22 protein-coding genes are annotated in these 23292 nt (G+C 63.5%); 11 read left to right on the top strand and 11 right to left on the bottom strand.

Features of this window, described 5'->3' with window-relative positions; genetic code table 11:
• Positions 1–53: 53 nt before the first annotated feature.
• The 11 genes from rpoB to ACVIIV_RS21490 all read right to left on the bottom strand — a co-directional run bounded on the left by rpoB (position 54) and on the right by ACVIIV_RS21490 (position 12547).
• Entirely contained in the window at positions 54–4178 is a 4125-nt protein-coding gene (gene rpoB, locus ACVIIV_RS21540) for a DNA-directed RNA polymerase subunit beta (protein ID WP_027574048.1), read from the bottom strand.
• Between the two features lie 483 nt (positions 4179–4661).
• Positions 4662–5039 (bottom strand): 50S ribosomal protein L7/L12, encoded by a 378-nt coding sequence (rplL, locus tag ACVIIV_RS21535; RefSeq protein ID WP_157329202.1) that lies wholly within the window; start codon positions 5037–5039, stop codon positions 4662–4664.
• 54 nt (positions 5040–5093) lie between these two features.
• Positions 5094–5612: a 50S ribosomal protein L10 gene (gene rplJ, locus ACVIIV_RS21530; protein ID WP_025037001.1), complete on the bottom strand. Its 519-nt coding sequence runs from the start codon at positions 5610–5612 to the stop codon at positions 5094–5096.
• 587 nt (positions 5613–6199) lie between these two features.
• Positions 6200–7153, bottom strand: coding sequence for a 2-hydroxyacid dehydrogenase (locus ACVIIV_RS21525; protein WP_456745956.1), 954 nt, complete (start codon positions 7151–7153; stop codon positions 6200–6202).
• A gap of 90 nt (positions 7154–7243) precedes the next feature.
• The gene (gene rplA, locus ACVIIV_RS21520; RefSeq protein ID WP_018647230.1) at positions 7244–7936 is read right to left on the bottom strand and encodes a 50S ribosomal protein L1; all 693 of its coding nucleotides are present in this window, start codon (positions 7934–7936) and stop codon (positions 7244–7246) included.
• Between the two features lie 6 nt (positions 7937–7942).
• On the bottom strand, positions 7943–8371 hold the full coding sequence (gene rplK / locus ACVIIV_RS21515; protein ID WP_011088164.1) for a 50S ribosomal protein L11: 429 nt from the start codon (positions 8369–8371) through the stop codon (positions 7943–7945).
• A 132-nt stretch (positions 8372–8503) separates the two neighbouring features.
• Positions 8504–9058: a transcription termination/antitermination protein NusG gene (gene nusG, locus ACVIIV_RS21510; protein WP_007602985.1), complete on the bottom strand. Its 555-nt coding sequence runs from the start codon at positions 9056–9058 to the stop codon at positions 8504–8506.
• The gene (gene secE, locus ACVIIV_RS21505; RefSeq protein ID WP_007602984.1) at positions 9058–9249 is read right to left on the bottom strand and encodes a preprotein translocase subunit SecE; all 192 of its coding nucleotides are present in this window, start codon (positions 9247–9249) and stop codon (positions 9058–9060) included. Before secE ends, nusG begins: the two co-directional genes overlap by 1 nt.
• Positions 9250–9579: 330 nt before the next feature.
• Positions 9580–10848 (bottom strand): methyltransferase domain-containing protein, encoded by a 1269-nt coding sequence (locus tag ACVIIV_RS21500; protein ID WP_456745955.1) that lies wholly within the window; start codon positions 10846–10848, stop codon positions 9580–9582.
• Positions 10849–10930: 82 nt separating this feature from the next.
• Entirely contained in the window at positions 10931–11947 is a 1017-nt protein-coding gene (locus ACVIIV_RS21495) for a lysylphosphatidylglycerol synthase transmembrane domain-containing protein (RefSeq protein WP_456745954.1), read from the bottom strand.
• A 12-nt stretch (positions 11948–11959) separates the two neighbouring features.
• On the bottom strand, positions 11960–12547 hold the full coding sequence (locus ACVIIV_RS21490) for an SIS domain-containing protein (protein WP_456745953.1): 588 nt from the start codon (positions 12545–12547) through the stop codon (positions 11960–11962).
• Between the two features lie 165 nt (positions 12548–12712).
• Here ACVIIV_RS21490 and ACVIIV_RS21485 point away from each other — a divergent pair, with 165 nt between their 5' ends.
• From ACVIIV_RS21485 to ACVIIV_RS21435, 11 genes are all read left to right on the top strand, one after another.
• Entirely contained in the window at positions 12713–13729 is a 1017-nt protein-coding gene (locus tag ACVIIV_RS21485; protein ID WP_456745952.1) for an SDR family oxidoreductase, read from the top strand.
• 87 nt (positions 13730–13816) lie between these two features.
• On the top strand, positions 13817–15382 hold the full coding sequence (locus tag ACVIIV_RS21480; protein ID WP_456745951.1) for a PfkB family carbohydrate kinase: 1566 nt from the start codon (positions 13817–13819) through the stop codon (positions 15380–15382).
• Positions 15383–15410: 28 nt separating this feature from the next.
• Positions 15411–16412 carry an NAD-dependent epimerase/dehydratase family protein gene (locus ACVIIV_RS21475; RefSeq protein WP_456745950.1) on the top strand — a complete coding sequence of 334 codons (1002 nt, stop codon included), beginning with the start codon at positions 15411–15413 and terminating at the stop codon, positions 16410–16412.
• A gap of 5 nt (positions 16413–16417) precedes the next feature.
• Positions 16418–17029 (top strand): hypothetical protein, encoded by a 612-nt coding sequence (locus ACVIIV_RS21470; protein ID WP_456745949.1) that lies wholly within the window; start codon positions 16418–16420, stop codon positions 17027–17029.
• Positions 17026–18063, top strand: coding sequence for an aminoglycoside phosphotransferase family protein (locus tag ACVIIV_RS21465; RefSeq protein ID WP_456745948.1), 1038 nt, complete (start codon positions 17026–17028; stop codon positions 18061–18063). Before ACVIIV_RS21470 ends, ACVIIV_RS21465 begins: the two co-directional genes overlap by 4 nt.
• Complete coding sequence (locus ACVIIV_RS21460) at positions 18038–18886, top strand: transketolase (protein WP_456745947.1); 849 nt, start codon at positions 18038–18040, stop codon at positions 18884–18886. Before ACVIIV_RS21465 ends, ACVIIV_RS21460 begins: the two co-directional genes overlap by 26 nt.
• Positions 18887–18896: 10 nt before the next feature.
• Entirely contained in the window at positions 18897–19856 is a 960-nt protein-coding gene (locus tag ACVIIV_RS21455) for a transketolase family protein (RefSeq protein ID WP_456745946.1), read from the top strand.
• 8 nt (positions 19857–19864) lie between these two features.
• Entirely contained in the window at positions 19865–20971 is a 1107-nt protein-coding gene (locus ACVIIV_RS21450; protein WP_456745945.1) for a DegT/DnrJ/EryC1/StrS family aminotransferase, read from the top strand.
• Positions 20961–22079 carry a DegT/DnrJ/EryC1/StrS family aminotransferase gene (locus ACVIIV_RS21445; protein ID WP_456745944.1) on the top strand — a complete coding sequence of 373 codons (1119 nt, stop codon included), beginning with the start codon at positions 20961–20963 and terminating at the stop codon, positions 22077–22079. Before ACVIIV_RS21450 ends, ACVIIV_RS21445 begins: the two co-directional genes overlap by 11 nt.
• Positions 22076–22882, top strand: coding sequence for a sporadic carbohydrate cluster 2OG-Fe(II) oxygenase (locus ACVIIV_RS21440; protein ID WP_456745943.1), 807 nt, complete (start codon positions 22076–22078; stop codon positions 22880–22882). The genes ACVIIV_RS21445 and ACVIIV_RS21440 overlap by 4 nt, the downstream gene beginning before the upstream one ends.
• Positions 22875–23267, top strand: coding sequence for an LIC12192 family sporadic carbohydrate cluster protein (locus ACVIIV_RS21435; protein WP_456745942.1), 393 nt, complete (start codon positions 22875–22877; stop codon positions 23265–23267). The genes ACVIIV_RS21440 and ACVIIV_RS21435 overlap by 8 nt, the downstream gene beginning before the upstream one ends.
• Positions 23268–23292: the final 25 nt, after the last annotated feature.

The raw sequence follows: 23292 nt of genomic DNA, 5'->3' as shown, positions 1-23292 counted from the left end.
CTATTCGCTATTCCCTACTCACTATTCGCCAATGCACAGTCTCAGGCTGCGCATCACTCGGCCGCTTCCGACGTCGGTGCCGGTCCCATCTTGGAGTTGTGCAGGTCGACGTTGAGGCCGAGCGAGCGCATTTCCTTGACCAGCACGTTGAACGATTCCGGAATACCGGCCTCGAACGTGTCGTCGCCACGCACGATCGCCTCGTACACCTTGGTGCGGCCGGCGACGTCGTCCGACTTCACCGTCAGCATCTCCTGGAGCGTGTACGCCGCGCCGTAAGCCTCGAGCGCCCACACCTCCATTTCGCCGAAGCGCTGACCGCCGAACTGCGCCTTGCCGCCCAGCGGCTGCTGGGTGACGAGCGAGTACGGACCGATCGAACGCGCATGGATCTTGTCGTCGACCAGATGGTGCAGCTTGAGCATGTAGATGTAGCCCACCGTCACCTTGCGATCGAACGGATCGCCGGTGCGGCCGTCATAGACGGTCGACTGGCCCGAAGCGTCGAGACCGGCAAGCTTCAGCATCTCCTCGATATCGGCTTCCTTGGCACCGTCGAACACCGGCGTCGCGATCGGCACGCCGCGGCTGAGGTTATGGCCGAGTTCGAGCAGCTCGTTGTCGTTGAGCGACTTGATCGTCTCGTCCTCGCCGTAGACCTTCTTCAAGGTTTCCTTCAGCGGCTTGATGTCCTGCTTCGACAAATAGGCATCGACCGTCTGGCCGATACGCTTGCCGAGGCCGGCGCAGGCCCAGCCGAGATGGGTCTCGAGGATCTGTCCGACGTTCATGCGCGAGGGCACGCCGAGCGGATTGAGCACGATGTCGGCATGCGTGCCGTCTTCGAGGAACGGCATGTCCTCGATCGGCACGATCTTCGACACCACGCCCTTGTTGCCGTGGCGGCCGGCCATCTTGTCGCCGGGCTGGATCTTGCGCTTCACCGCGACGAAGACCTTGACCATCTTCATCACGCCGGGCGGCAATTCGTCGCCGCGCTGAAGCTTCTCGACCTTGTCGAGGAAGCGCTGTTCCAGCCCCTTCTTCGACTCGTCGTACTGCTTCCGCATGGCCTCGATCTCGGCCATCAGCTTGTCGTTCGGCGAAGCGAACAGCCACCACTGCGACTTCGGGTACTCCTCGAGCACCGCACGGGTGATCTTGGTGTCCTTCTTGAAGCCCTTGGGACCCGCAATGCCCTGCCGTCCCTCCAGAAGTTCGGCAAGACGGTTGTAGACGTTGCGGTCCAGGATCGCCTGCTCGTCATCGCGGTCCTTGGCCAGACGCTCGATCTCTTCCCGCTCGATCGCCAGCGCGCGCTCGTCCTTGTCGACGCCGTGACGGTTGAACACGCGCACTTCAACGATCGTGCCCTGCACGCCCGGAGGAACGCGCAGCGAGGTGTCGCGGACGTCGGAAGCCTTCTCGCCGAAGATGGCGCGCAGGAGCTTCTCTTCCGGCGTCATCGGGCTTTCGCCCTTCGGCGTGATCTTGCCGACCAGGATGTCGCCGGCGCGCACTTCCGCACCGATGTAGACGATACCGGCTTCGTCGAGGTTCTTCAGCGCTTCTTCCGAGACGTTCGGAATGTCGCGGGTGATTTCCTCAGGCCCGAGCTTGGTGTCGCGGGCCATCACCTCGAATTCCTCGATGTGGATCGAGGTGAAGACGTCCTCCTTCACGATCCGCTCGGAGAGCAGGATCGAGTCTTCGAAATTGTAGCCGTTCCACGGCATGAACGCGACCAGCACGTTGCGGCCGAGCGCGAGCTCGCCGAGATCGGTCGAGGGACCGTCGGCGATGATGTCGCCCTTCTTGACGATGTCGCCGACCTTCACCAGCGGACGCTGGTTGATGCAGGTCGACTGGTTGGAGCGCTGGTACTTCATGAGACGGTAGATATCGACGCCCGACTTGGTCGGATCGAGATCTTCCGTGGCGCGGATGACGACGCGGGTGGCGTCGATCTGGTCGATCACACCCGAGCGGCGCGCCGCGATCGCGGCACCCGAGTCACGCGCAACGACGCCCTCCATGCCGGTGCCGACGAACGGCGCCTCGGCGCGAACCAGCGGCACCGCCTGGCGCTGCATGTTCGAGCCCATCAGCGCGCGGTTGGCGTCGTCGTTCTCGAGGAACGGGATCAGCGCCGCGGCAACGGAAACGAGCTGCTTCGGCGACACGTCCATGTAGTCGACCTTGTCCGGCGTCATCGGCACGACGTCGCGGGTTCCGCTCGAGCGGCAGACCACCAGGTCTTCGGTGAAGCGACCCTTGGCGTCGACCGGCACGTTGGCCTGGGCCACCGAATAGCGCCCCTCTTCCATCGCCGACAGGTACACGACCTCGTCCGTCACGCGGCCGTCCTTGACCTTGCGATACGGCGTCTCGACGAAGCCGTACTTGTTTACGCGCGCGAAGGTCGCGAGCGAGTTGATCAGGCCGATGTTCGGACCTTCCGGCGTCTCGATCGGGCAGATGCGGCCGTAATGCGTCGGATGCACGTCGCGCACCTCGAAGCCGGCGCGCTCGCGGGTCAGACCGCCCGGTCCGAGCGCCGACAGGCGGCGCTTGTGGGTGATCTCCGACAGCGGGTTGGTCTGGTCCATGAACTGCGAGAGCTGCGAGGAGCCGAAGAACTCGCGCACGGCGGCGGCCGCCGGCTTGGCGTTGATCAGGTCCTGCGGCATGACCGTGTCGATATCGACCGAGGACATGCGCTCCTTGATCGCGCGCTCCATGCGCAGGAGGCCGATGCGGTACTGGTTCTCCATGAGCTCGCCGACCGAGCGCACACGGCGGTTGCCGAGATGGTCGATGTCGTCGATCTCGCCCTTGCCGTCGCGCAGGTCCACCAGCGTCTTGATGACGGAGAGGATGTCTTCCTTGCGCAGCGTACGCTGGGTGTCGGGCGCATCGAGGTCGAGGCGCATGTTCATCTTGACGCGGCCGACCGCGGAAAGGTCGTAACGCTCGGCGTCGAAGAACAGCGACTGGAACATCGCCTGCGCCGATTCCAGCGTCGGCGGCTCGCCCGGACGCATCACGCGGTAGATGTCGAACAGCGCGTCCTCGCGCGTCATGTTCTTGTCGGCCGAGAGCGTGTTGCGGATGTAGGGGCCCACATTGACGTGGTCGATGTCGAGCAGCGGCAGCTCCTTGTAGCCCTGCTCGTTGAGCGCCTTCATCAGCTTGTCGGTGATTTCCTCACCGGCTTCGGCGTGGATCTCACCGGTCTTCGGGTTGACGAGATCCTCGGCGACGTAGTTGCCGACCAGTTCCTCGTCGGCCATGCGCAGCGCCTTCAGCCCCTTCTCCTGGAGTTGGCGGGCGGCGCGGACGGTGAGCTTCTTGCCGGCCTCGAGCACGACCTTGCCGGTGTCGGCGTCGATCAGGTCGTTGACCGTGGAGTAGCCGCGGAAACGGTTGGCGTCGAACGGAACGCGCCAGCCTTCCTTGGTCCGCTTGTAGAGAATCTTCTTGTAGAACGTGGACAGGATCGCCTCGCCGTCGAGGCCGAGGGCGAACATCAGCGATGTCACCGGAATCTTGCGGCGACGGTCGATACGCGCATAGACGATGTCCTTGGCGTCGAACTCGATATCGAGCCAGGAGCCGCGATACGGGATGACGCGGGCGGCGAACAGCAGCTTGCCCGAGGAATGGGTCTTGCCCTTATCGTGGTCGAAGAACACGCCGGGCGACCGGTGCATCTGCGAGACGATGACGCGCTCGGTGCCGTTGACGATGAAGGTGCCGTTCATCGTCATGAGCGGGATATCGCCCATGTAGACGTCCTGCTCCTTGATGTCCTTCACCGACTTGGCGCCGGTCTCCTCGTCGATGTCGAACACGATGAGGCGCAGCGTCACCTTGAGCGGCGCAGCGAAGGTCATGCCGCGCTGGCGGCACTCGTCGACGTCATATTTCGGCTGCTCGAATTCGTAGCGGACGAATTCCAGCATCGAGGTGCCCGAGAAGTCGGAGATCGGAAACACCGAGCGGAACACCGCCTGCAGACCCTCGTCGAGACGGCCGCCCGGGGGTTCGTCGACCATCAGGAACTGGTCATAGGACGCCTTCTGAACCTCGATGAGGTTCGGCATCTCGGCGACTTCCTTGATGTGTCCGAAGAACTTGCGAACGCGTTTGCGACCGGTGAATGTCTGCTGCGCCATCGTGGCCTCTCATTTTCGTCGCCCGCTCTGGGCGCGCCGTCCGGAACGCGGCTGCCACCGCTTTCCGGGTTGAATTTTTCGAACCCGTCTTGGGGGCCGGAGACGCAGTTTCAGGCGCCGATGTCCTGAATCCGTTCTTCAGACCTTCAAAACGCAAAACGACGTGCGGGGCGCAGATGCGCGCCCGCCCGTCACAACGATCATCTTCACGGACTGCAAAAGCCCGAAATAGCCTGCTCTCCCAACGGCTTACAGGGAAATCCGGCATCCCTGCCCACCGCGCTTTCGTGCTGCCGACCCGATATGGGGCGACAATAGTGCAGATTCGAGGGTTAAACCCTCAAATCCCCACACTTTTTCGTGTTCGGCTTGCGTCGGGACGTTCCGTCGCACGCCTTTTGCATCCGGTCCACCCTCTTGAGGAGCGGACCGGGATCCCGGGCCTCGCCTATGCGCGGCCGGGATCCCGCCAGCAAGCGTTGCTTACTTGAGCTCGACCTTGGCGCCAGCCTTCTCGAGCTGGGCCTTGATCTTGTCGGCTTCTTCCTTGTTCACGCCTTCCTTCAGCGGCTTCGGAGCACCCTCGACGAGGTCCTTTGCTTCCTTCAGGCCGAGACCGGTGATAGCGCGGACTTCCTTGATGACCTCGATCTTCTTGTCGCCGGCGCTGGCGAGAACGACCGTGAACTCGGTCTTCTCTTCCGCCGGAGCGGCAGCGCCGCCACCAGCAGCCGGGCCGGCCACGGCGACAGCCGCGGCAGCCGAAACGCCCCACTTCTCTTCGAGGAGCTTTGCCAGTTCAGCAGCTTCGAGCACGGTGAGGCTCGAGAGGTCGTCAACGATCTTCTGCAAGTCAGCCATTGTTCAGTTTCCTTACGTGTAAGTCTGGTTCGGGTTTGAGTTTTGCGAAGGGCGTCAGGCCGCTTCGCCCTTTGAGGCATGAGCCTGGATGACGCGCGCGAGCTTGCCCGCGGGCGCGTTGGCGAGCTGGGCCAGCTTGGTCGCCGGGGCCACGATGAGGCCGACGATCTTGCCGCGCAGTTCGTCAAGCGACGGCAGCGAGGCAAGCGCCTTCACGCCGTCGACATTCAGGACGGTCTTCCCCATCGATCCGCCGACGATGACGAACTTTTCGTTCGCCTTGGCGAATTCGATGGCGACCTTCGGCGCCGCTACCGGATCGTTCGAAGTGGCGATCACGGTCGGCCCCTTCAGCATGGGACCGATGGCAACGACGTCAGTGCCTTCAAGAGCAATTTTGGCGAGACGGTTCTTCGAGACCTTCACCGCAGCGCCCGCCTGCTTCATCTGCTGGCGCAGCTTCTGCATCTGGGCGACGGTGAGGCCGGAATATTGAGCAACGACCGCGACGCTCGTGGTCTTGAAGACCTCATTGAGCTGTTCGACCGCTTCCTTTTTTGCCGCTCGTTCCACAGCAAGCTCTCTCCGGTTGGCGGTCATCGCGAGAAGCGGGACCGCCGGGTTGCACCCATCGTCCCGCCCAAACCTGAACCTCCGGGTCAAAAACCCATCGGACACGCCGGGCAAGACGACAATTCAAAGCCTGCCCTCCGGGAGCCTCTTAAGAAGCCCACGGCGTGTCGAGGTCCGAACCAGACTCGTTTCGCAAAGCCAGCCCTTAAAGCTGGGTGCGAAGTGAAATCCGGTCTTCACCCGTCTATGCAGGCTATGCGATTAAGCCGTTGAGAAATCGAAATTTCCCGCGGGCGCCTGCAGTCTTGGACAGGACAAGGTCAGCCGGCGAACCGCCCGACCTCTGCCCGCATCCCAACCAACCGACGGATTTTCCTTCCTTTTCAAGCAAATCCTTGCGGACGTCCTGAAAAGGAATGATCTCCTGTCGTGTCGGGTTTTCGGAATGCGTGCACGGACGCGCCAGCCGAGGCAGGCACGTCCGGAGGCGGTTCTTTAACCGCTCAGGGCCCGCTTGCCAAGAGCAAAATTCACACCAGTTCCAATCGATTGCCGATAGGGCTTGATATGACCCCACAAGGGCCGATTCAGGCCGATTTGACGGCGTAAGGCAGCGGCTCGCCCTCGAAAAATGCGGTCAGGTTCGCCAGGACACAGTTTTGCATGGCGACGTGCGAGTCCAGGGTGTGGCCGCCGATATGCGGGGCGAACACCACATTCGGCAGCGCGGTCAAGGCGTCGGGAGCGTGCGGTTCCTTTTCGAAGACATCGAGGCCGGCGCCGGCGATGGTCTTGTCGGTGAGCGCCGCGATCAGGGCCTTCTCGTCGATGACGGAGCCGCGGGAGATGTTGATGACATATCCGTCCGCGCCGAGTCGCCCAAGGATATCGGCATTCACGACATGCTGGGTCTCGGCCCCTGCCCTCACCGCAATCATCAGCACGCTGCACCAGTCGGCCAGCGCCTCCAGCGACGGGAAATACTGATAGGGCAGATCGTATCTGGTGCGGCTGAAATAGCCGACCTCACTCTCGAAGGCGGCGCAGCGGGCGGCGATCTTGCGGCCGATCTCGCCCATGCCGTAGACGCCGATGCGGCGGCCTGGCATGCCCGCTTGCGGCCGCATCATCGGCGATTGTTTAGAGGCTGCCCAATCTCCGCTGCGGACATATTGGTCGGCCACCAGGATCCGCCGCGTCGTCGCCAGCATCAGGGTCATCGCGATGTCGGCAACCGAAGCCGCATTGGCGCCGGGACTGTGGCCGACCGCGATGTTGCGGCTGGCTGCCGCATTCAGGTCGACGCCGTCATAACCGGTGCCATAGCAGACGATGGCGCCGAGCTGTGGAAATAGGTCCATCGCCTCCGCGCCGAGCGGGGTGCCGCCCGCCGTCAGCATCGCGCGGATGCCGCTGAGGTCGTCGGCCGAAAACACCTCGCGCGCGGGCTTGCCGCCGGTGTCGAGCAGCTCGAACCGCTCGGCGAAACGCGCCATCATGCTCTTGGGAAAGCGCGAATAGATCAGGACCTTGTCAGCCATTGTTCTTGTTTCCGGAGAGCGCCGCCACAAACGACGAGGGGCGGAATCGGTTGCCCAATTCCGCCCCTCACCTCATGCAATTTCCAAACCTCAGCCGAGAATGGTGCCCGGCTCGACCTTCACGCCGGGGCCCATCGTCGAGGACACCGCAACGCGCTGGATGTAGGTGCCCTTGGAGCCAGCCGGCTTCGCCTTGGAGACAGCGTCGGCGAGAGCCTTGATGTTCTCGACCAGCTTCTCCTCGGAGAACGAGGCCTTGCCAACACCGGCCTGCAGGATGCCGGCCTTCTCGACGCGGAACTCGACCGAGCCGCCCTTGGCGCCCTTCACCGCACCGGTGACGTCCATGGTCACGGTGCCGATCTTCGGGTTCGGCATCAGGCCGCGCGGGCCGAGCACCTTACCGAGACGGCCGACCAGCGGCATCATGTCGGGGGTGGCGATACAGCGGTCGAAATCGATCGAGCCGTTCTGCACCTTCTCGACCAGATCCTCGGCGCCGACGACGTCGGCACCGGCAGCCTTGGCCTCATCGGCCTTGGCGCCGCGGGCGAACACGCCGACGCGCAGTGTACGGCCGGTGCCGTTCGGCAGGGTCACGACGCCGCGGACCATCTGGTCCGCATGACGCGGATCGACGCCGAGATTGATGGCGACCTCAATGGTCTCGTCGAACTTCGCTTTCGCGCGTTCCTTGACCATCTTGATGGCGTCCGCGAGCGGGTAAAGCTTTTCGCGGTCAATGCCTTCGCGGGCTTTGTTCAAACGCTTTCCGATTGCCATAGCCGCTTACCCCGCAACTTCCAGACCCATCGAACGGGCAGAGCCCTCGACCATCTTCATGGCCGATTCGATGGTGTCGCAATTCAAGTCCTTCATCTTCTTCTCGGCGATCTCGCGCACCTGCGCCTTGGTCACCTTGCCGGCCTTGTCACGGCCCGGCGCCTTTGAGCCGGACTGGATCTTGGCAGCCTGCTTGAGGAAGTAGGACATCGGCGGCGTCTTCATCTCGAAGGTGAAGGAACGGTCCGCATAGATGGTGATGATCACCGGGATCGGGGTGTTCTTCTCTTCCTTCTGGGTCTGGGCGTTGAACGCCTTGCAGAACTCCATGATGTTGAGACCGCGCTGACCGAGCGCGGGACCGATCGGGGGCGAAGGATTCGCCGCACCGGCCGGGACCTGAAGCTTCAGGTATCCGGTCACTTTCTTTGCCATGTATAACTCCTGTTGTGCCGGCAGTTGCCGGCGGTTTCAGGTTCGTGGTCGGGATCGATGTGCGGCTGGCAACCGCCCTCGTCCTCCCACGGCCTCTTGTCACGTGAGACCGAAGTCTCACGCCTTACCCGGTCAGACCTTCTCGACCTGACCGAATTCCAGCTCGACCGGCGTGGCGCGGCCGAAGATCGACACGGCAACCTTCACGCGCGAGCGCGCCTCGTCGATTTCCTCGACCACACCCGAGAACGAGGCGAACGGGCCGTCGGCCACGCGCACGTTCTCGCCGATCTCGAACGACACCGACGCCTTCGGCCGTTCCACGCCCTCCTGCACCTGGTGCAGGATGCGCATGGCCTCGGCTTCCGAGATCGGCATCGGCTTGTTCTCCGCGCCGAGGAAGCCCGTCACCTTGGGCGTGTTCTTGATCAGATGAAACGCCTCGTCGGTCAGCTTCATCTTCACCAGCACGTAGCCCGGGAAGAACTTGCGCTCGGCGTCGATCTTACGGCCGCGGCGCACTTCCGTGACCTTCTCGGTCGGAACCAGCACCAGCTCGAACAGCTCCTCGAGCCCGCGCTGCTTGGCCTGCTCGCGGATCGATTCGGCGACCTTCTTCTCGAAGTTCGAATAGGCGTGGACGATGTACCAGCGCTTGTCGGACAGTTGAGCGGTTGCTGTAGCCATCAGTGGATGCCCAGAAGGAAGGTGATGAGAACACGGATGATCTGGTCGGCGGCGAAGAAGAAGATCGAGGCGACCGCGACCATGACGAACACCATGATGGTGGTGATCGTGGTCTCGCGGCGGGTCGGCCAAGTGACCTTGGCAGTCTCCGAACGCACTTCCTGCAAGAACTTGAACGGGCTGACTGCCATCGTTTGATGTCCAACGTCCGTCGACAGACGCAAAATGAATTTCAGGGATCCGAACAGCCGCCGTTGGCCCAACCCTCTGTCTCGAAGGATGAGCCGGAAACCGGGCTCGATTGTTCGGGGATTTCAAAGCCGCGCCGGAAATCCGCGTCTAACGGGCCGGCTGCGAGTGCGGGGTATCTACTGCGGATGCGGCCAAAGGTCAAGGTATAGAGAGTTCGCGCGGACAAGCCGCCCTACCCCGGACGGCCGTGCAGAGGTCATGTGGATCAAGGGGTTATCCACCGCCCGCAAAGCGCTATCCTCAGGGAGGCCATCAGCAGCCCTGCAACGTCAGTCGGCCCGATCGACCATGGAAATGCCCGGCAGCGGCACCACGAACTTTCCGCCCTCGGCGAAATAGCCGGCGTGCTTGGCCCGGATCGGGTCGACATAGCGCCAGGCGAAGACCACGACGAACGCGGGCTTGCGCTCGTAAAGGGCGGTCGGAGGCAGAATCGGAATGTCGTACCCCGGGCCGGCCATCACGTTCCCCTTGTTGGGGTCGTCGTCCACCAGGAAGTCGATCTTGTTCTCCAGGCCGAACTGCGGAAGCAGGGTCGTGGTGCCGACCGAGACGCCGTAGCCGGCAACGAGCTGCCCGCGCGCATGGGCGGCGTCGGCCATCGCGACCAATTCGTCGCGGATGGCAGCAATCCTCTTCACATAGGGCGCATAATAGGCCGGCTGATCGACGCCGAGCCGCTCCTCTTCAGCAACGAAACGAGCGACTTCCGCCGACGGCTTCTTGGCGCCGCCGGCGCGCTGCACGGTCACGCGAATCGAGCCGCCCTTGGTCCAGATGTGCTGAACGTCGATCAGCTCCATGCCGAGCCGGGCAAAGAAACGGATCAGCGGCTTGATGTTAAAATACGACAGATGCTCGTGATAGACGGTGTCGAGAAGATTCTTCTCGGTCACGTCGACGCCATACTGCGTTTCGAACACGAACAATCCGTCCGGCGCAAGCACGTCGCGAACCCCGATCACCAGCGGATCGAGATTGTCGACATTGGCGATCATGTTGTTGGCGATCACGACGCTCGCAGCACCGTGGCTCTGCAGGATGCGGCGCCCGATGGCATCGGTGAAGAAATCGCCGATGGTTTCGATCCCCGCTTCCGTTGCGCGCCGCGCGATGTCGACAGCGGGATCGACACCCAGCACCCGCATGCCGCGCTCTCTAAAGAAGCCGAGCAGCGATCCGTCGTTGCTGCCGAGCTCGACGACCAGCGAGCCCGGCGCGATGCCGAAGCGGCTGACGACGTCGTTGGCGTAGCCTGCGAAATGCTCCCTCAGGCCGAGCGAGAGCGAGGTGGTATAGACGTAGTTGCGGTACTGGATGTCCGGATTGCCGACATGGAGAATCTGGAGGTGGCCGCAGTCCCTGCACAGATGCAGCGCCATCGGTACCGCAGCCCGGAAGACGGGATCGTCGACGCTGGCGTTCGGCACCTGGAAGTTCGGCGTGCCAATGGGCATGCCTGCCATCGGGACGACCAGCTCCTGGTTTTCCGAATGACAGAGGCGGCAGGTATGGCGGACGTAGAACAGGTTTTTCATCGTGGAACCGAAAGATAAGATACGCGAGCGAGTGAGATAATCCCACCCTGTGAAGACCAGATCGGCAATGGGCTCAAGCGGGTCATGGGTGGCTCGAGGCTTCCTTGCTCAGCCCGTAGCTGGGAGCTTCCTCCGCCGCCTGGGCCGCCTTGTCCGCCGAGTACGAGCCACGCTCCGGACTCGCGAGCCAGATCACGCCGCCGACGAGCCCGATGATCACGCTGATGGCCCCCAGCAGAAGCGACACCGACAGCGCTTCTTCGGAGGGCACACCCGCCAGACCGAGGCAGGCGACCATCGCCCCCTCACGCACACCCCAGCCGCTGATCGAGATCGGGACGGCCGTCAACAGCACCACCGGCGGAATCAGGATGCCGGCGTCCAGGATCGAGAGCTGCGCTCCGACACCGCGCGCCAAGGCATAGCAGGCCGCCGCGGTCACGAGATGGATGAGGAGCGCCGATCCGAAAAGCAGCGCGCGGCGCTCGGACTGCAGGAGAAGAAACCTGACCAGCGCTCCGAACCGGACGAAGCTTGCGATCGCGGGAAGCGCGATGAGGCGTTTCGGCAGACGGTCGAGCGTCAACAGGACCACGGTGCCGGCGACGCCCGCCAGCGTCAGTCCGCCGATAGCCAGGATCGCAGCCTGATTGGACACGCGGGACAGCAGAAACGGCAGTCCGGCCACCATCAGCACGATGAGCCCGATCAACGCCGTGAAGCGGTCTGCCGCAACGCCCTTGACCGCCTCCGACCACTGCACGCCACGTTGGCGCAGCAGCCACATCCGCACCGCGTCCCCGCCGACCGATGACGGCAACACCTGATTGAACCAGAGGCTGATCATGAGAATCCGCCAGCCCGCGAGCCAGTCCAACGACACGCCGAGCGCGCGCATGATCAGCTCCCACCGGCCGTTGAGCACGAAGGTCTGAAAGAAGATCAGCGCAAGCGCGACGACGAACAGGAACGGATCGACCGAGACGATATGAGTTCGCAATTGGCGCAGGTCGAGCCCGCGCGCGATGTAGACCAGCACAGCGATCGACAGCAGCACCTTCACCGAGAACAGGGCCGCATGCTTGAATCGCGACTGCATCAGATGCCCGCCTCAGGAAGCCGGATATTCCGCACGACCGATGACGAGGTCGATTGCGGCCATCATCCAGAACTGGTGCGTGGTCTCGACAATGTTGTAACTGCGGCTGTCCACCCAGAAATTGACGTCGCCGAGATTGCGCAGCGGATTGTCCGCGTTCATGCCCGACAGCGTGATCACGTCGAGCTTCATCGTGCGCGCCTGCGCAACCGCATTGAGGATGTTCTTCGAACGTCCCGACGAGCTGATCGCGACGAGGCAATCGCCGGCGCGGGCATTCAGCCGCACTGCGTGCGCGATCCAGTCCTCAAACCCGTAATCGTTGGCGAGGCACGACATCATGCTCGCATCGCTGAAGCAGAGTGCAGGCACCGACGCATTCTTCGCCAGATCGATCGCCAGATGCGAGGCGATGCCGGCCGAGCCGCCATTGCCGATGAAGATGACGCGACCGCCCTGCTCTCGCGTGCGCAACCATGACGTGCGCGTAGCGGAGATCCTGGCAAAAATACCGTCGTCCACCGCCGTCGCGCGATGCAGACGTCCCACGTAATCGTCGAGGAAGGCCTTGTGATCGGGATCGACGGACTCGGCAGGCATAGGCTGGCGGCTCGATTGCAACATGATCGGGTGATACCGGCTCTTACCAAGGATTGCAAAGGTATAATACTTGCAAAGTTTGCGAGCGGCTGGTAGTCGGCTTTCGGGTTTCACTCAACATTGGCGAGCCTGTTTCGCTGGGCATTCGCGTCACGGATGTTCCCCATGAAATGCATCGTTACTGGCGGCGCCGGTTTCATCGGAAGTCACCTCGTCGATCGCCTGCTCGATGACGGCCACGACGTCACAGCGCTCGATAACTTCGTGATCGGACGCGCCGAAAATCTCGCCGGGCGCGCCGGTTCGAGCCAGTTGAGGGTTGTGCGGGCGGACGTCACCGACCTCGAAGCGATCAAACCGTATTTCCACGGTGTGGATTGGGTCTTCCATCTCGCCGCGCTGGCCGACATCGTTCCCTCGATCGAGTCGCCGATCCCCTATCATCGCGCCAATGTCGACGGCACGGTCAACGTTCTCGAGGCGGCACGGCACGCGGGCGTCAGCCGCTTCGTCTATGCGGCGTCGTCGTCCTGCTACGGCATTCCGGACGTCTATCCGACGCCGGAGAGCGCCGAGATCCGGCCGATGTATCCCTACGCGCTCACCAAGAATCTTGGCGAGCAGTGCGTCATGCACTGGTGCCAGGTCTACAAACTGCCTGCCGTGGCGCTGCGCCTGTTCAACGTGTTCGGACCGCGCCATCGCACCACCGGCACCTACGGCGCCGTGTTCGGCGTGTTCATGGCGCAGAAGCTCGCAGGCAAGCCCTTCACGGTGGTCGGCGATGGCGAGCAGACCCGCGACTTCACCTTCGTCAGCGATGTCGCCGATGCTTTCGTGACCGCCGCGCGCTCCGATGTCTCGCACGAGATATTCAACGTCGGCTCGGACAACACCTACAGCGTCAACCGGCTGGTCGAGCTCCTCGGCGGCGACAAGGTCCACATTCCCAAGCGTCCCGGCGAGCCCGATTGCACCTACGCCGACATCACCAAGATCAAACGGGTCTTGAAATGGACCCCAAAGGTGAAATTCGAGGACGGCGTCGCCACGATGTTGAAATCGATGGACCAGTACAAGGACGCTCCCCTGTGGACGGTGGACAAGATCGCCGACGCCACCAAGGACTGGTTCAGATATCTCGGTGACGACAACGCCACGCCGCAGAAGGCAAGCCGTTGAGCAGGCTCATTCACCCCCGAGATTTGCCGCCAGCCGATCATTTCGGGGCCGGCTACCTGAGACCTACCGGCGCTTTGGGTATTTCACATGGGTAATGCTGCGACAGACAAGCCGACCGGCCATCCGGCACCGCACGAGAAGATCAAGACGATCGATGAGCTGGGCGAGATTGCGCGCGCCGCGCAGGCAGAGGGCCTGACCGTCGCACTCTGCCACGGCGTGTTCGATCTGGTGCACCTCGGCCACGTCCGGCACATCCTGGCGGCGCGCAACGAGGCCGACGTGGTCATCGTGACCATCACCGCTGACCGTTATGTCAACAAAGGCCCGGGACGGCCGATCTTTCCGGAGAACATGCGCGCCGAGATGCTGGCCGCGCTCGGCACGGTCGACTGGGTCGGCGTCAACCGGACCTCCAGCGCCGAGCCGGTCCTCGATACCGTCCGCCCCGACATCTATGTGAAGGGCTCGGACTACGAAAACCCTGAAGATGACGTCACCGGCAAGATCGCCACCGAGCGCGAGGCCGTCGAGCGCCATGGCGGCCGCATCGTCTTCACGCGCGACGTGACCTTCAGCTCGTCGTCGCTGCTGAACCGCTACTTCGATATCTACGATCCCCCTCTGCGCGACTACCTCCAGAAGGTGCGCGAAGGCGGCGGCGCCGAACGCCTGCTGAAGCTGATCGACAAGATCCAGGACATGCACGTCGTGCTGGTCGGAGATACCATCATCGACGAGTACCAATATGTCACGGCACTTGGAAAGGCTTCCAAGGAGAACATCGTCGCGACTCTCTTCAAGAACCGCGAGCAATTCGCCGGCGGCGTGATCGCGGCGGCAAACCACGTCGCGAGCTTCTGCAAGTCCGTCGAGGTCGTCACGACGCTGGGCGGCGAGGACTATCCCGAGGCATTCCTGCGCGCGCATGTCCGCCCGAATGTCAAGCTGACGCCGATCCGCGTCGAGAACCGCCCGACGACCCGCAAGCTGCGTTACGTCGAGCTCGGCTACCTGCACAAGTTGTTCGAGGTCTACACCATGAACGACACGCCGGTGAGCGAGGCCCAGCGGAAGGAGATCGACGAGGTCACCGCGGAGCGCGTGCGCGGTGCGGACGTGGTCATCGTCACCGACTTCGGCCACGGCATGATCGCATCCAGCACGATCGACACATTGATTGCGAACTCGAGATTCCTGGCAGTCAACGCCCAGAGCAACAGCGGCAATCACGGCTACAACCTGATCACGAAGTATCCGCGGGCCGACTACATCTGCATCGACGCACCGGAAGCGCGCCTGGCGGCCACCGACAAGTTCAACGACATCGCATCGGTGATCGAGGACGGCCTGCACGGCAGGATCAATTGCGACAACATGATCATCACGCACGGCTCGTTCGGCTGCTACCCCTTCTCGTCGAAGACCGGCGTCGCGCGCGTACCCGCCTTCACCAAGACCGTCGTCGACACCGTCGGTGCGGGCGATGCCTTCCTGACGATTACGGCACCGCTGGTGGCGGCCGGCGGCAATATCGAGGATGTGGCCTTCATCGGCAATGCGGCAGGCGCGATCAAGGTCGGCATCGTCGGTCACCGCAGCTCGGTCGAAAAGGCCCCGCTGGTCAAATTCGTCACCGCATTGTTGAAATAGCGCAAAAGAAAAATTCCGGAGAGCGACAGTGATTGGTCAGAAATGGAATGTGATGGTCACCGGCGGCGCCGGCTATGTCGGCAGCGTGCTGGTGCCTCGGTTGCTGGCGGCGGGCCACAAGGTCACCGTGCTCGACCTGTTCATGTACGGCGACAACGTCTTCGACGCCGTCCGCGACAATCCCAACCTGCGCCTGATCAAAGGCGACATCCGCGATGAGACCGCGATCAACGAGGCCCTGCGCGGCAACAACGCGGTGATCCACCTCGCCTGCATCTCGAACGACCCCTCGTTCGAGCTGGACCCGGGGCTCGGCAAATCCATCAACTACGACTGCTTCCGGCCGATGGTGCGCGCCGCGAAGAAGGCGGGCATCAAGCGCTTCATCTACGCCTCCTCCTCGAGCGTCTACGGCATCAAGGACGAGGCCGAGGTGACCGAGGAATTGTCCTGCGAGCCGCTCACGGACTACTCGAAATTCAAGGCGATGTGCGAGACCGATCTTGCCGACGAGGCCGCGTCCGGCTTCGTCACCTGCACGGTCCGTCCCGCCACCGTCTGCGGCTACGCACCGCGGCAGCGGCTCGACGTCGTCGTCAACATCCTGACCAATCTGGCGGTCAACACCGGCCGCATCCGTGTGTTCGGCGGAACGCAGAAGCGGCCAAACCTGCACATCGAGGACATGTCCGCAGCCTATCTGTTCCTGCTGCAGCAGGATGACGCCAAAATCGATGGCAAGACCTACAACATCGGCTACGAAAACCATTCGCTGATGAAGATCGCCGACATCGTCAAATCAGTGGTCGGAAACAATGTCGACGTGGCCGTCGAGCCGACCGACGATCTGCGTTCCTATCACGTCTCCTCGGAGAAGATCCGCCGCGAGCTCGGATTTGCGCCGACACACACGATCGAACAGGCCGTGTCTGGCCTCGTGGATGCTTTCAAGGCCGGCCGCCTGCCGAACTCGCTCAACGATCCCAGGTATTTCAACATCAAGATGATGCAGAACATCAGCCTGAAGTGAGCGGCGTGCGGATCGGCATCGATTTCGACAATACGATCATCTGCTACGACAAGGTCTTTGCCGCCGCCGCGCGCCAGCGCGGGCTGGTGCCGGAGAGCTGGGACGGGCCGAAGACCGACGTACGGGACTATCTGCGATCCCGCGCCGGCGGCGAGCTTGCCTGGCAAGGGCTGCAGGGCTTCGTCTACGGCAAGGGAATTGGCGGCGCCGAGATCTTTCCTGGAGTGCGCGAGTTCCTCGCCGCATGCCGCAAGGCCGGCGCGAGCGTCTACATCGTCAGCCACAAGACGCAGTTCGGCCACCAGGATCCCGACCGCGTCGACTTGCGCGAGGCCGCGCGCGGCTGGCTGAGGGGAGCGGGTCTCATCGACGCCGCCGACGCGGCGCTGATCGTGGGCAATATCTATTTCGAGGACACGTTGGCGGCCAAGGTCGAGCGGCTCGCAAGCCTGCGGCTCGATATCTTCATTGACGATCTCGTCGATGTCTTCGAGCAGCCGCATTTTCCGAAGACGACGCGATCGATCCTGTTCACGCAGTCCCGGCCTCCCCATCCCGGACATTGCGAACCGATCGCGACCTGGGCCGATATCCACCGCGGAGTGTTCGCACAATGAGCGAGCCGGACATCAGCGCACAGGACGCGGTCTCGATCGGCGGCCGCCTCTCCGGGGCACGGGTGGCGACCGCCCAACCGGCGCGGTCCGGCGGCAACAACAGAGTATTTCGGCTGGAGATGGCGGAGGGGCCGCCCCTCGCCCTCAAGCACTATCCGTCCGACGGGCGCGATCGCCTGGGACAGGAATATGACGCGCTCTCGTTTCTGTCGCGCCACGGCATCACATCGACGCCGCGCCCCATCGCGAAAGACCCGACTGCATTCTGCGCGCTGTATCAATGGTTCGACGGTGACGCCGCGGTCCTGCGTCCCCAGCACGACGATGCCGACCAGCTGGCCGATTTCCTGATCGAGCTGCAGAAGCTGCGTAACGCTGAAGGCGCACGGACTTTGCGGAACGCGTCAGCCAGCATTTTTTCGCCCGAGGCAGCCATCGCCCAGTACGAGCAACGCCTGGACGGACTGAGGCGGGCCTCGGATGATCATCCGGATCTGCGTGCGTTCATGGACGACAGCCTGGTCCCCAGCACAGCCATCGCAATCCGGCAACTGCGTCGACGCTATGCGGAACTGGGCCTGGATCCCGCCGCGGACCTCGCGCCCGCCCATCGCGCATTGAGCCCGTCGGATTTCGGACTGCACAACGCACTGCGTGCCGACGACGGCAGACTGCGCTTCATCGACTTCGAATATTTCGGCTGGGACGATCCGGTCAAGCTCGTGTCCGACACCGCGATCCACCCCGGCAGCAGTCTGCCCGAGGCCGACGCGAACCGATTGATCGAACGGCTCTCGCGCGCCTTCGAAGCTGGGGATGACGCGTTTGCGATCCGCCGTGACGTACTGTATCCTGTGTTTGGGGCGATTTGGTGCCTGATTGTCCTGAATGCCTATTTGCCGGAAAGCCGCTCCCGGCGCGCCCTGGCTGCGCAAGGTGGCGATCTGACGGTCCGCCTTGCCGGCCAGCTCGACAAAGCCCGCCGGCTCCACCAAACGATTTGCCAACGTGATCCAGATCTCACCCCACGCTGAAGCCGCTCTCACCTGCACGCTGGACGAGCGCAGTCTTTATTTGCGCCGCCTGGTCCTCGGTTCTGTCCGCTCGGCGGGACGCGGCCATGTCGGACCTGCCCTGTCGCTGATCGAGATGGTCCGCGTGCTCTACGACGACGTGTTGCGGATCGATCCGAACAATCCGCGCGATCCCGATCGCGACCGCGCCATCCTCAGCAAGGGACACGGTTGTCTTGCGCTCTACGCGCTCCTGGCCGATCGCGGCTTCTTCCCGCTGTCGGAGCTGGAAGGCTTTTGCGGGCCCGACAGCATTCTGGGCGGACATCCCGAATACGGCATGGTGCCGGGCGTCGAGGCATCGACCGGCGCGCTCGGGCATGGCCTGTCGATCGGTGTCGGCCTTGCGCTTGCCGCACGCATGCGCGAGCGCAGCCACCGGACTTTCGTGCTGCTCGGCGACGGCGAGATCAACGAGGGATCGGTGTGGGAAGCCGCCATGGGCGCAGCCAAGCACGGCCTCGACAATCTGGTCGCGATGATCGACTACAACAAGCTGCAGAGCTATGGCCCCACCGACTACGTCCTGCCGCTGGAGCCGCTCGCGGACAAGTGGCGCAGCTTCGGCTTCGCCGTGCAGGAGCTCAACGGCCACGACGTCGGCACCCTGCGCACTGTCCTGAAGCAGGTCCCGGCCGTTGCGGGCAAACCCACCGCGATCATCTGCCATACCGTCAAGGGCAAGGGTCTTCCGGCTGCGGAATCCAACGCCGATTGGCATCACAAGAACAAGCTGACCGACAGCGAGCTCGACGCCATTCGCGTCGCCGTCGGCGATTTTTGATCGGCTCCCCATGCGCAACACAGCGATGAACATGGTCCACAAGCTCGCCGCGCGCGACGAGCGTGTGCTTTACATCGGCTCCGATCCCGGCGCCGGCACGCTGCGCGCGATGAGCAAGGAGTTTCCCAAGCGCCACCTGATCGAGGGCATTTCGGAGGCGCACATCATCGGCATGTCGGCCGGCCTCGCGATGGAGGGCTTCGTGCCCTACGTCAACACCATCGCGACCTTCCTGACACGGCGCTGCTATGAGCAGGTCGCGGTCGACCTCTGTCTGCACAATCTGCCAGTGCGGCTGATCGCCAATGGCGGCGGCCTCGTCTACGCGCCGCTCGGCCCCACCCACCAGGCGATTGAGGACATCGCCATCATGCGCGCGCTGCCGAACATGACGGTGATCTGCCCGTGCGACGCCGACGAGGCGGCGCGCATGATGGAACAGACGCTGCACTGGAACGGTCCGATTTACATCCGGCTCGGCAAGGGCGGCGATGCCATCGTCTCCAAGGCCGAGCACGGCTTCGAGATCGGCAAGGCCATCCTGATGCGGCCGCCCGGCGACGTCCTCATGGTGACCACCGGCATCATGCTTCAGCGCGCCCTCGCTGCGGCCGACCTGCTGGCCGCGCAAGGCATTCGCGCTGGCATCCTGCACATGCATACGGTGAAGCCGCTCGATACCGCGGCACTGCTGCAGGCGATCCGCGGCACCAGGCTCGTGGCAACGCTGGAGGAACACGTGCCCTCCGGCGGCCTCGGCAGCGCGGTCGCAGAGACGCTGATCGACAAGCTCGGCTCCGGTCTGCCGGCAATGCTGCGTCTGTCGCTGCCGGACCGCTTCATGCACAATTACGGCTCGCAGGACTCGCTCTTGAAGAAGCACGGGCTCTCCGCCGACGCCATTGCGACCTCGATCGAGCATGCGCTCGCGGCGTCGGGCACCTCCTCTCCTCAACTCCATTCCACCTGACGGGTCACATGTACGACGTTCGATATTCCTATCTGCTCGAGCAATTCGCCGACCCCGCTCCGATCCTGGCCGAGATCGGCCGGCTGGTCGCGACCGGTGACTTCACCCTGGGCAAGCCCGTCGCCGAATTCGAGAAGCGGTTTGCCGAACTGATCGGCGTGCGTCACGCCATCGGCGTCGGATCGGGCACCGACGCGCTCAAGCTGCCGCTCAAGGCACTCGGCATCGGCCATGGCGACGAGGTCATCACCGCCGCCAACACGTTCATCGCCACCGTCGGCGCGATCGCGGAGACCGGCGCGACGCCGGTGCTGGTCGACTGCGACGATTCCTTCTGCATGAACGTCGACTATGTCGAGGCCGCGATCACTGAGAAGACCAAGGCGATCATGCCGGTTCAGCTCACCGGCGAGGTCACCGACATGGGCAAGCTGATGGCGATCGCCCAGCGCCACAGCATCCCCGTGGTCGAGGATGCCTGCCAGGGCATCCTGTCGGAGTTTGCCGGCAAACGCTCCGGTACCCACGGCATCGCGGCCGGCTTCTCCCTGCATCCGCTCAAGAACCTCAATGTCTGGGGCGATGCCGGCGTCGTCGTCACCAATGACGACGGCATGAACGAGAAGCTCCGCCTGATCCGCAACCACGGCATGAAGAACCGCGACGAGATCGCGATCCTCGGCTGCAATTCGCGACTCGATTCCCTCCAGGCGGTGGTCGGCAACTGGCTGATCGGCCAGACCAGCGAGATCACGCGGCGCCGGATCGAGAATGCGGCCTATTATGACGCCGGCCTCGCCGGCCTGCCCGGCCTGCGCATCCCGCCGCGCCGGCCCAACGTGAAGCACGTCTATCATCTCTACATGGTGTTCTCCGAACACCGCGACGAGCTCTACAAATACTGCCTGGACAACGGCATCGAGGCCAAGATCCACTATCCGATTCCGCTGTACCAGCAGGAAGGCCTGAAGCATCTCGGCTACGCGCCCGGCACCTTCCCGGTTACCGACCGCCACGCCAAGGAAGTCATCAGCTTCCCCGTCGACCAGCATCTGACGCGTGTGCAGCAGGACCGCGTCATCGAGACCGTTCGGAAGTTCTGCCATGGACGCTGACACCGGCCGCCGGCGCATCGGTTACGTCAATCTTCCCGCGCAGTTCGAGGAAGAGCGCGCCGAGATCATGCAGGCGGTCGAAGGCGTATTCCAGCGCGGCGACTTCATCGGTGGGGCGGCGGTTGCGAAGCTCGAGGAGGAATTGTCCGCCTATCTCGGCTCGCCGCATGTCGTGACGCTGAATTCCGGCACCGACGCGCTGATCCTCGCCATGCGGGCGCTCAACATCGGCCCGGGCGACGAGGTCATCACGCCGCCGAATTCGTTCGTGGCATCGACGGCGGCGATCATTGCGGTTGGCGCCACGCCGGTGTTTGCGGACGTGCTGCCGGACCAGAACATCGATCCGGCCGCGGTTGAGGCCGCCGTCACCCCGCGGACCAAGGCCATCATGCCGGTGCATCTGACCGGGCGCATGGCCGACATGACCCCGCTGATGGCGATCGCGGACAAGCACGCGCTTGGCGTGATCGAGGACAGCGCCCAGGCGATCGGCTCGACCTATGACGGCCGGATGAGCGGCACGATCGGAACGTTCGGTTGTTTCTCCGCCCATCCGCTGAAGAATCTCAATGCAGCAGGCGATGCCGGCTTTCTCGTCACGGCCGACGCCGAGCTCGCCGCGAGAATCCGCCGCCTGCGCAATCACGGCCTGATCAACCGCAGCGACGTCCAGGAATGGGGCATCGTGTCACGGCTCGACACGCTGCAGGCCGAGGTGCTGCGCATCCGCCTGCGCCACCTGCCGTCGGTGATCGAACGCCGGCGGCGCAACGCCGCACAATACCGCTCCGAACTCGCCGGCCTGCCTCTGTTCATCCCGCCCTGCCGGAACATCGAGTTCAACACCTTCCACACCTTCGTCGTGCAGACCGACCGTCGCAACGACTTCCAGAAATATCTTGGCGATAAAGGTATCGAAACCGCGATCCACTATCCGATACCGATCCACCTGCAGCCGGCGGCGGCGCATCTGGGTCATGGCCCCGGCGCGTTCCCGGTGACGGAACGGCAGGCAGACCAGATCCTCACGCTTCCCATCAACCAGTTCCTCTCGGCCTCCGACATCAGCTATATTTGCGCGACCGCCCGGGAGTATTTTGCATGACAGACACGGACTTCCTGCACGCCGACGAGCAGGCGCTGGCGCAGCGCTTCATCGACGACGGCTTCGTCACCACGCCGGCTGACGACCGCACCGGGCTCGATCGGATCCAGCGTCGTGCCGCCGAGCTCGCGGCGGATTATCTGAAGCTGCCGCACAGCAACGATCCCTATGCCATGCTCGACACCATCCACACGCGCGTGAGTGTGGGTGATCTCAACGGCCTGCGGCTGCACGTCTTCAACGGCCTCAACGCCGAACCCTGGTTCCGACCGACCTATTTCCGCCTGGCGCGCTCGACGATCGAGACCATCGTCGGCAACGAGCTCTGCATGCAGCGCCGCGTCAATCTCAGCATCCAGCTTCCCGGCGACAGCTCCTCGCTGCTCGCCACCCATTCCGACGTCTGGTCGGGCGACTCGCCGTTCGAGGTCGTGGTGTGGGTGCCGCTGGTCGACGTCCACCGCACCAAATCGATGTATCTGCTGCCGCCGTCCTTGAACGGCGAGATGCAGGACCGGATGGCCAGCCTGCGCAGCGCCGAAGAACTCTACAAGTCGATCAAGCCGCACGCGACCTTCATCGAGATCCCCTACGGTCATGTGATGCTGTTCAACCAGACCCTGATGCACGGCAATCGCGTCAATGAGGAAGCCGGCACGCGCTGGAGCATGAACTGCCGCTTCAAGAGCATTATGTCGCCCTACGCGGACAAGCGCTTCGGCGAGTTCTTCGAGCCGATCCTGCTGCGCCCGGCGACGCGGGTCGGCATGCAATACAAGCTGCCGGGAGGCTTCCATGGCTGAGCGTACCGGCCATCGCGGCTACATCGGCGCCCGGCCGCTGAACGGCAGCCGTACCCCGCAGCACGTCCAGAACATCGTGATCCGCGACTACGCGCGGCGAAAGAACCTGCATTATCTGCTGAGCGCCGCCGAGCACACCATGCCCGGCAGCTACATGGTGCTCGAGGACATTCTGGACGAGCTGCCGCAGCTGCGGGGCCTGATTCTCTACAGCATCTTCATGCTGCCGCCCGACGAGGCGCGCCGGCGGGAGATCTACGACCGGGTGCTGCGCGAGGGCTGCGACCTCCACGCAGCGGTCGAGGAGATCACGCTGGCGTCGCGGAAAGACATACAGGCCGTCGAGGACATTCTGCTCGTCAACAAGTTCGCAACCATCCTGTGACGATGCCGCGGACCGGTTGGGCCAC

Source organism: Bradyrhizobium sp. USDA 4354, assembly GCF_054060315.1.
This window is presented reverse-complemented; position numbering and strand designations above follow the sequence as displayed.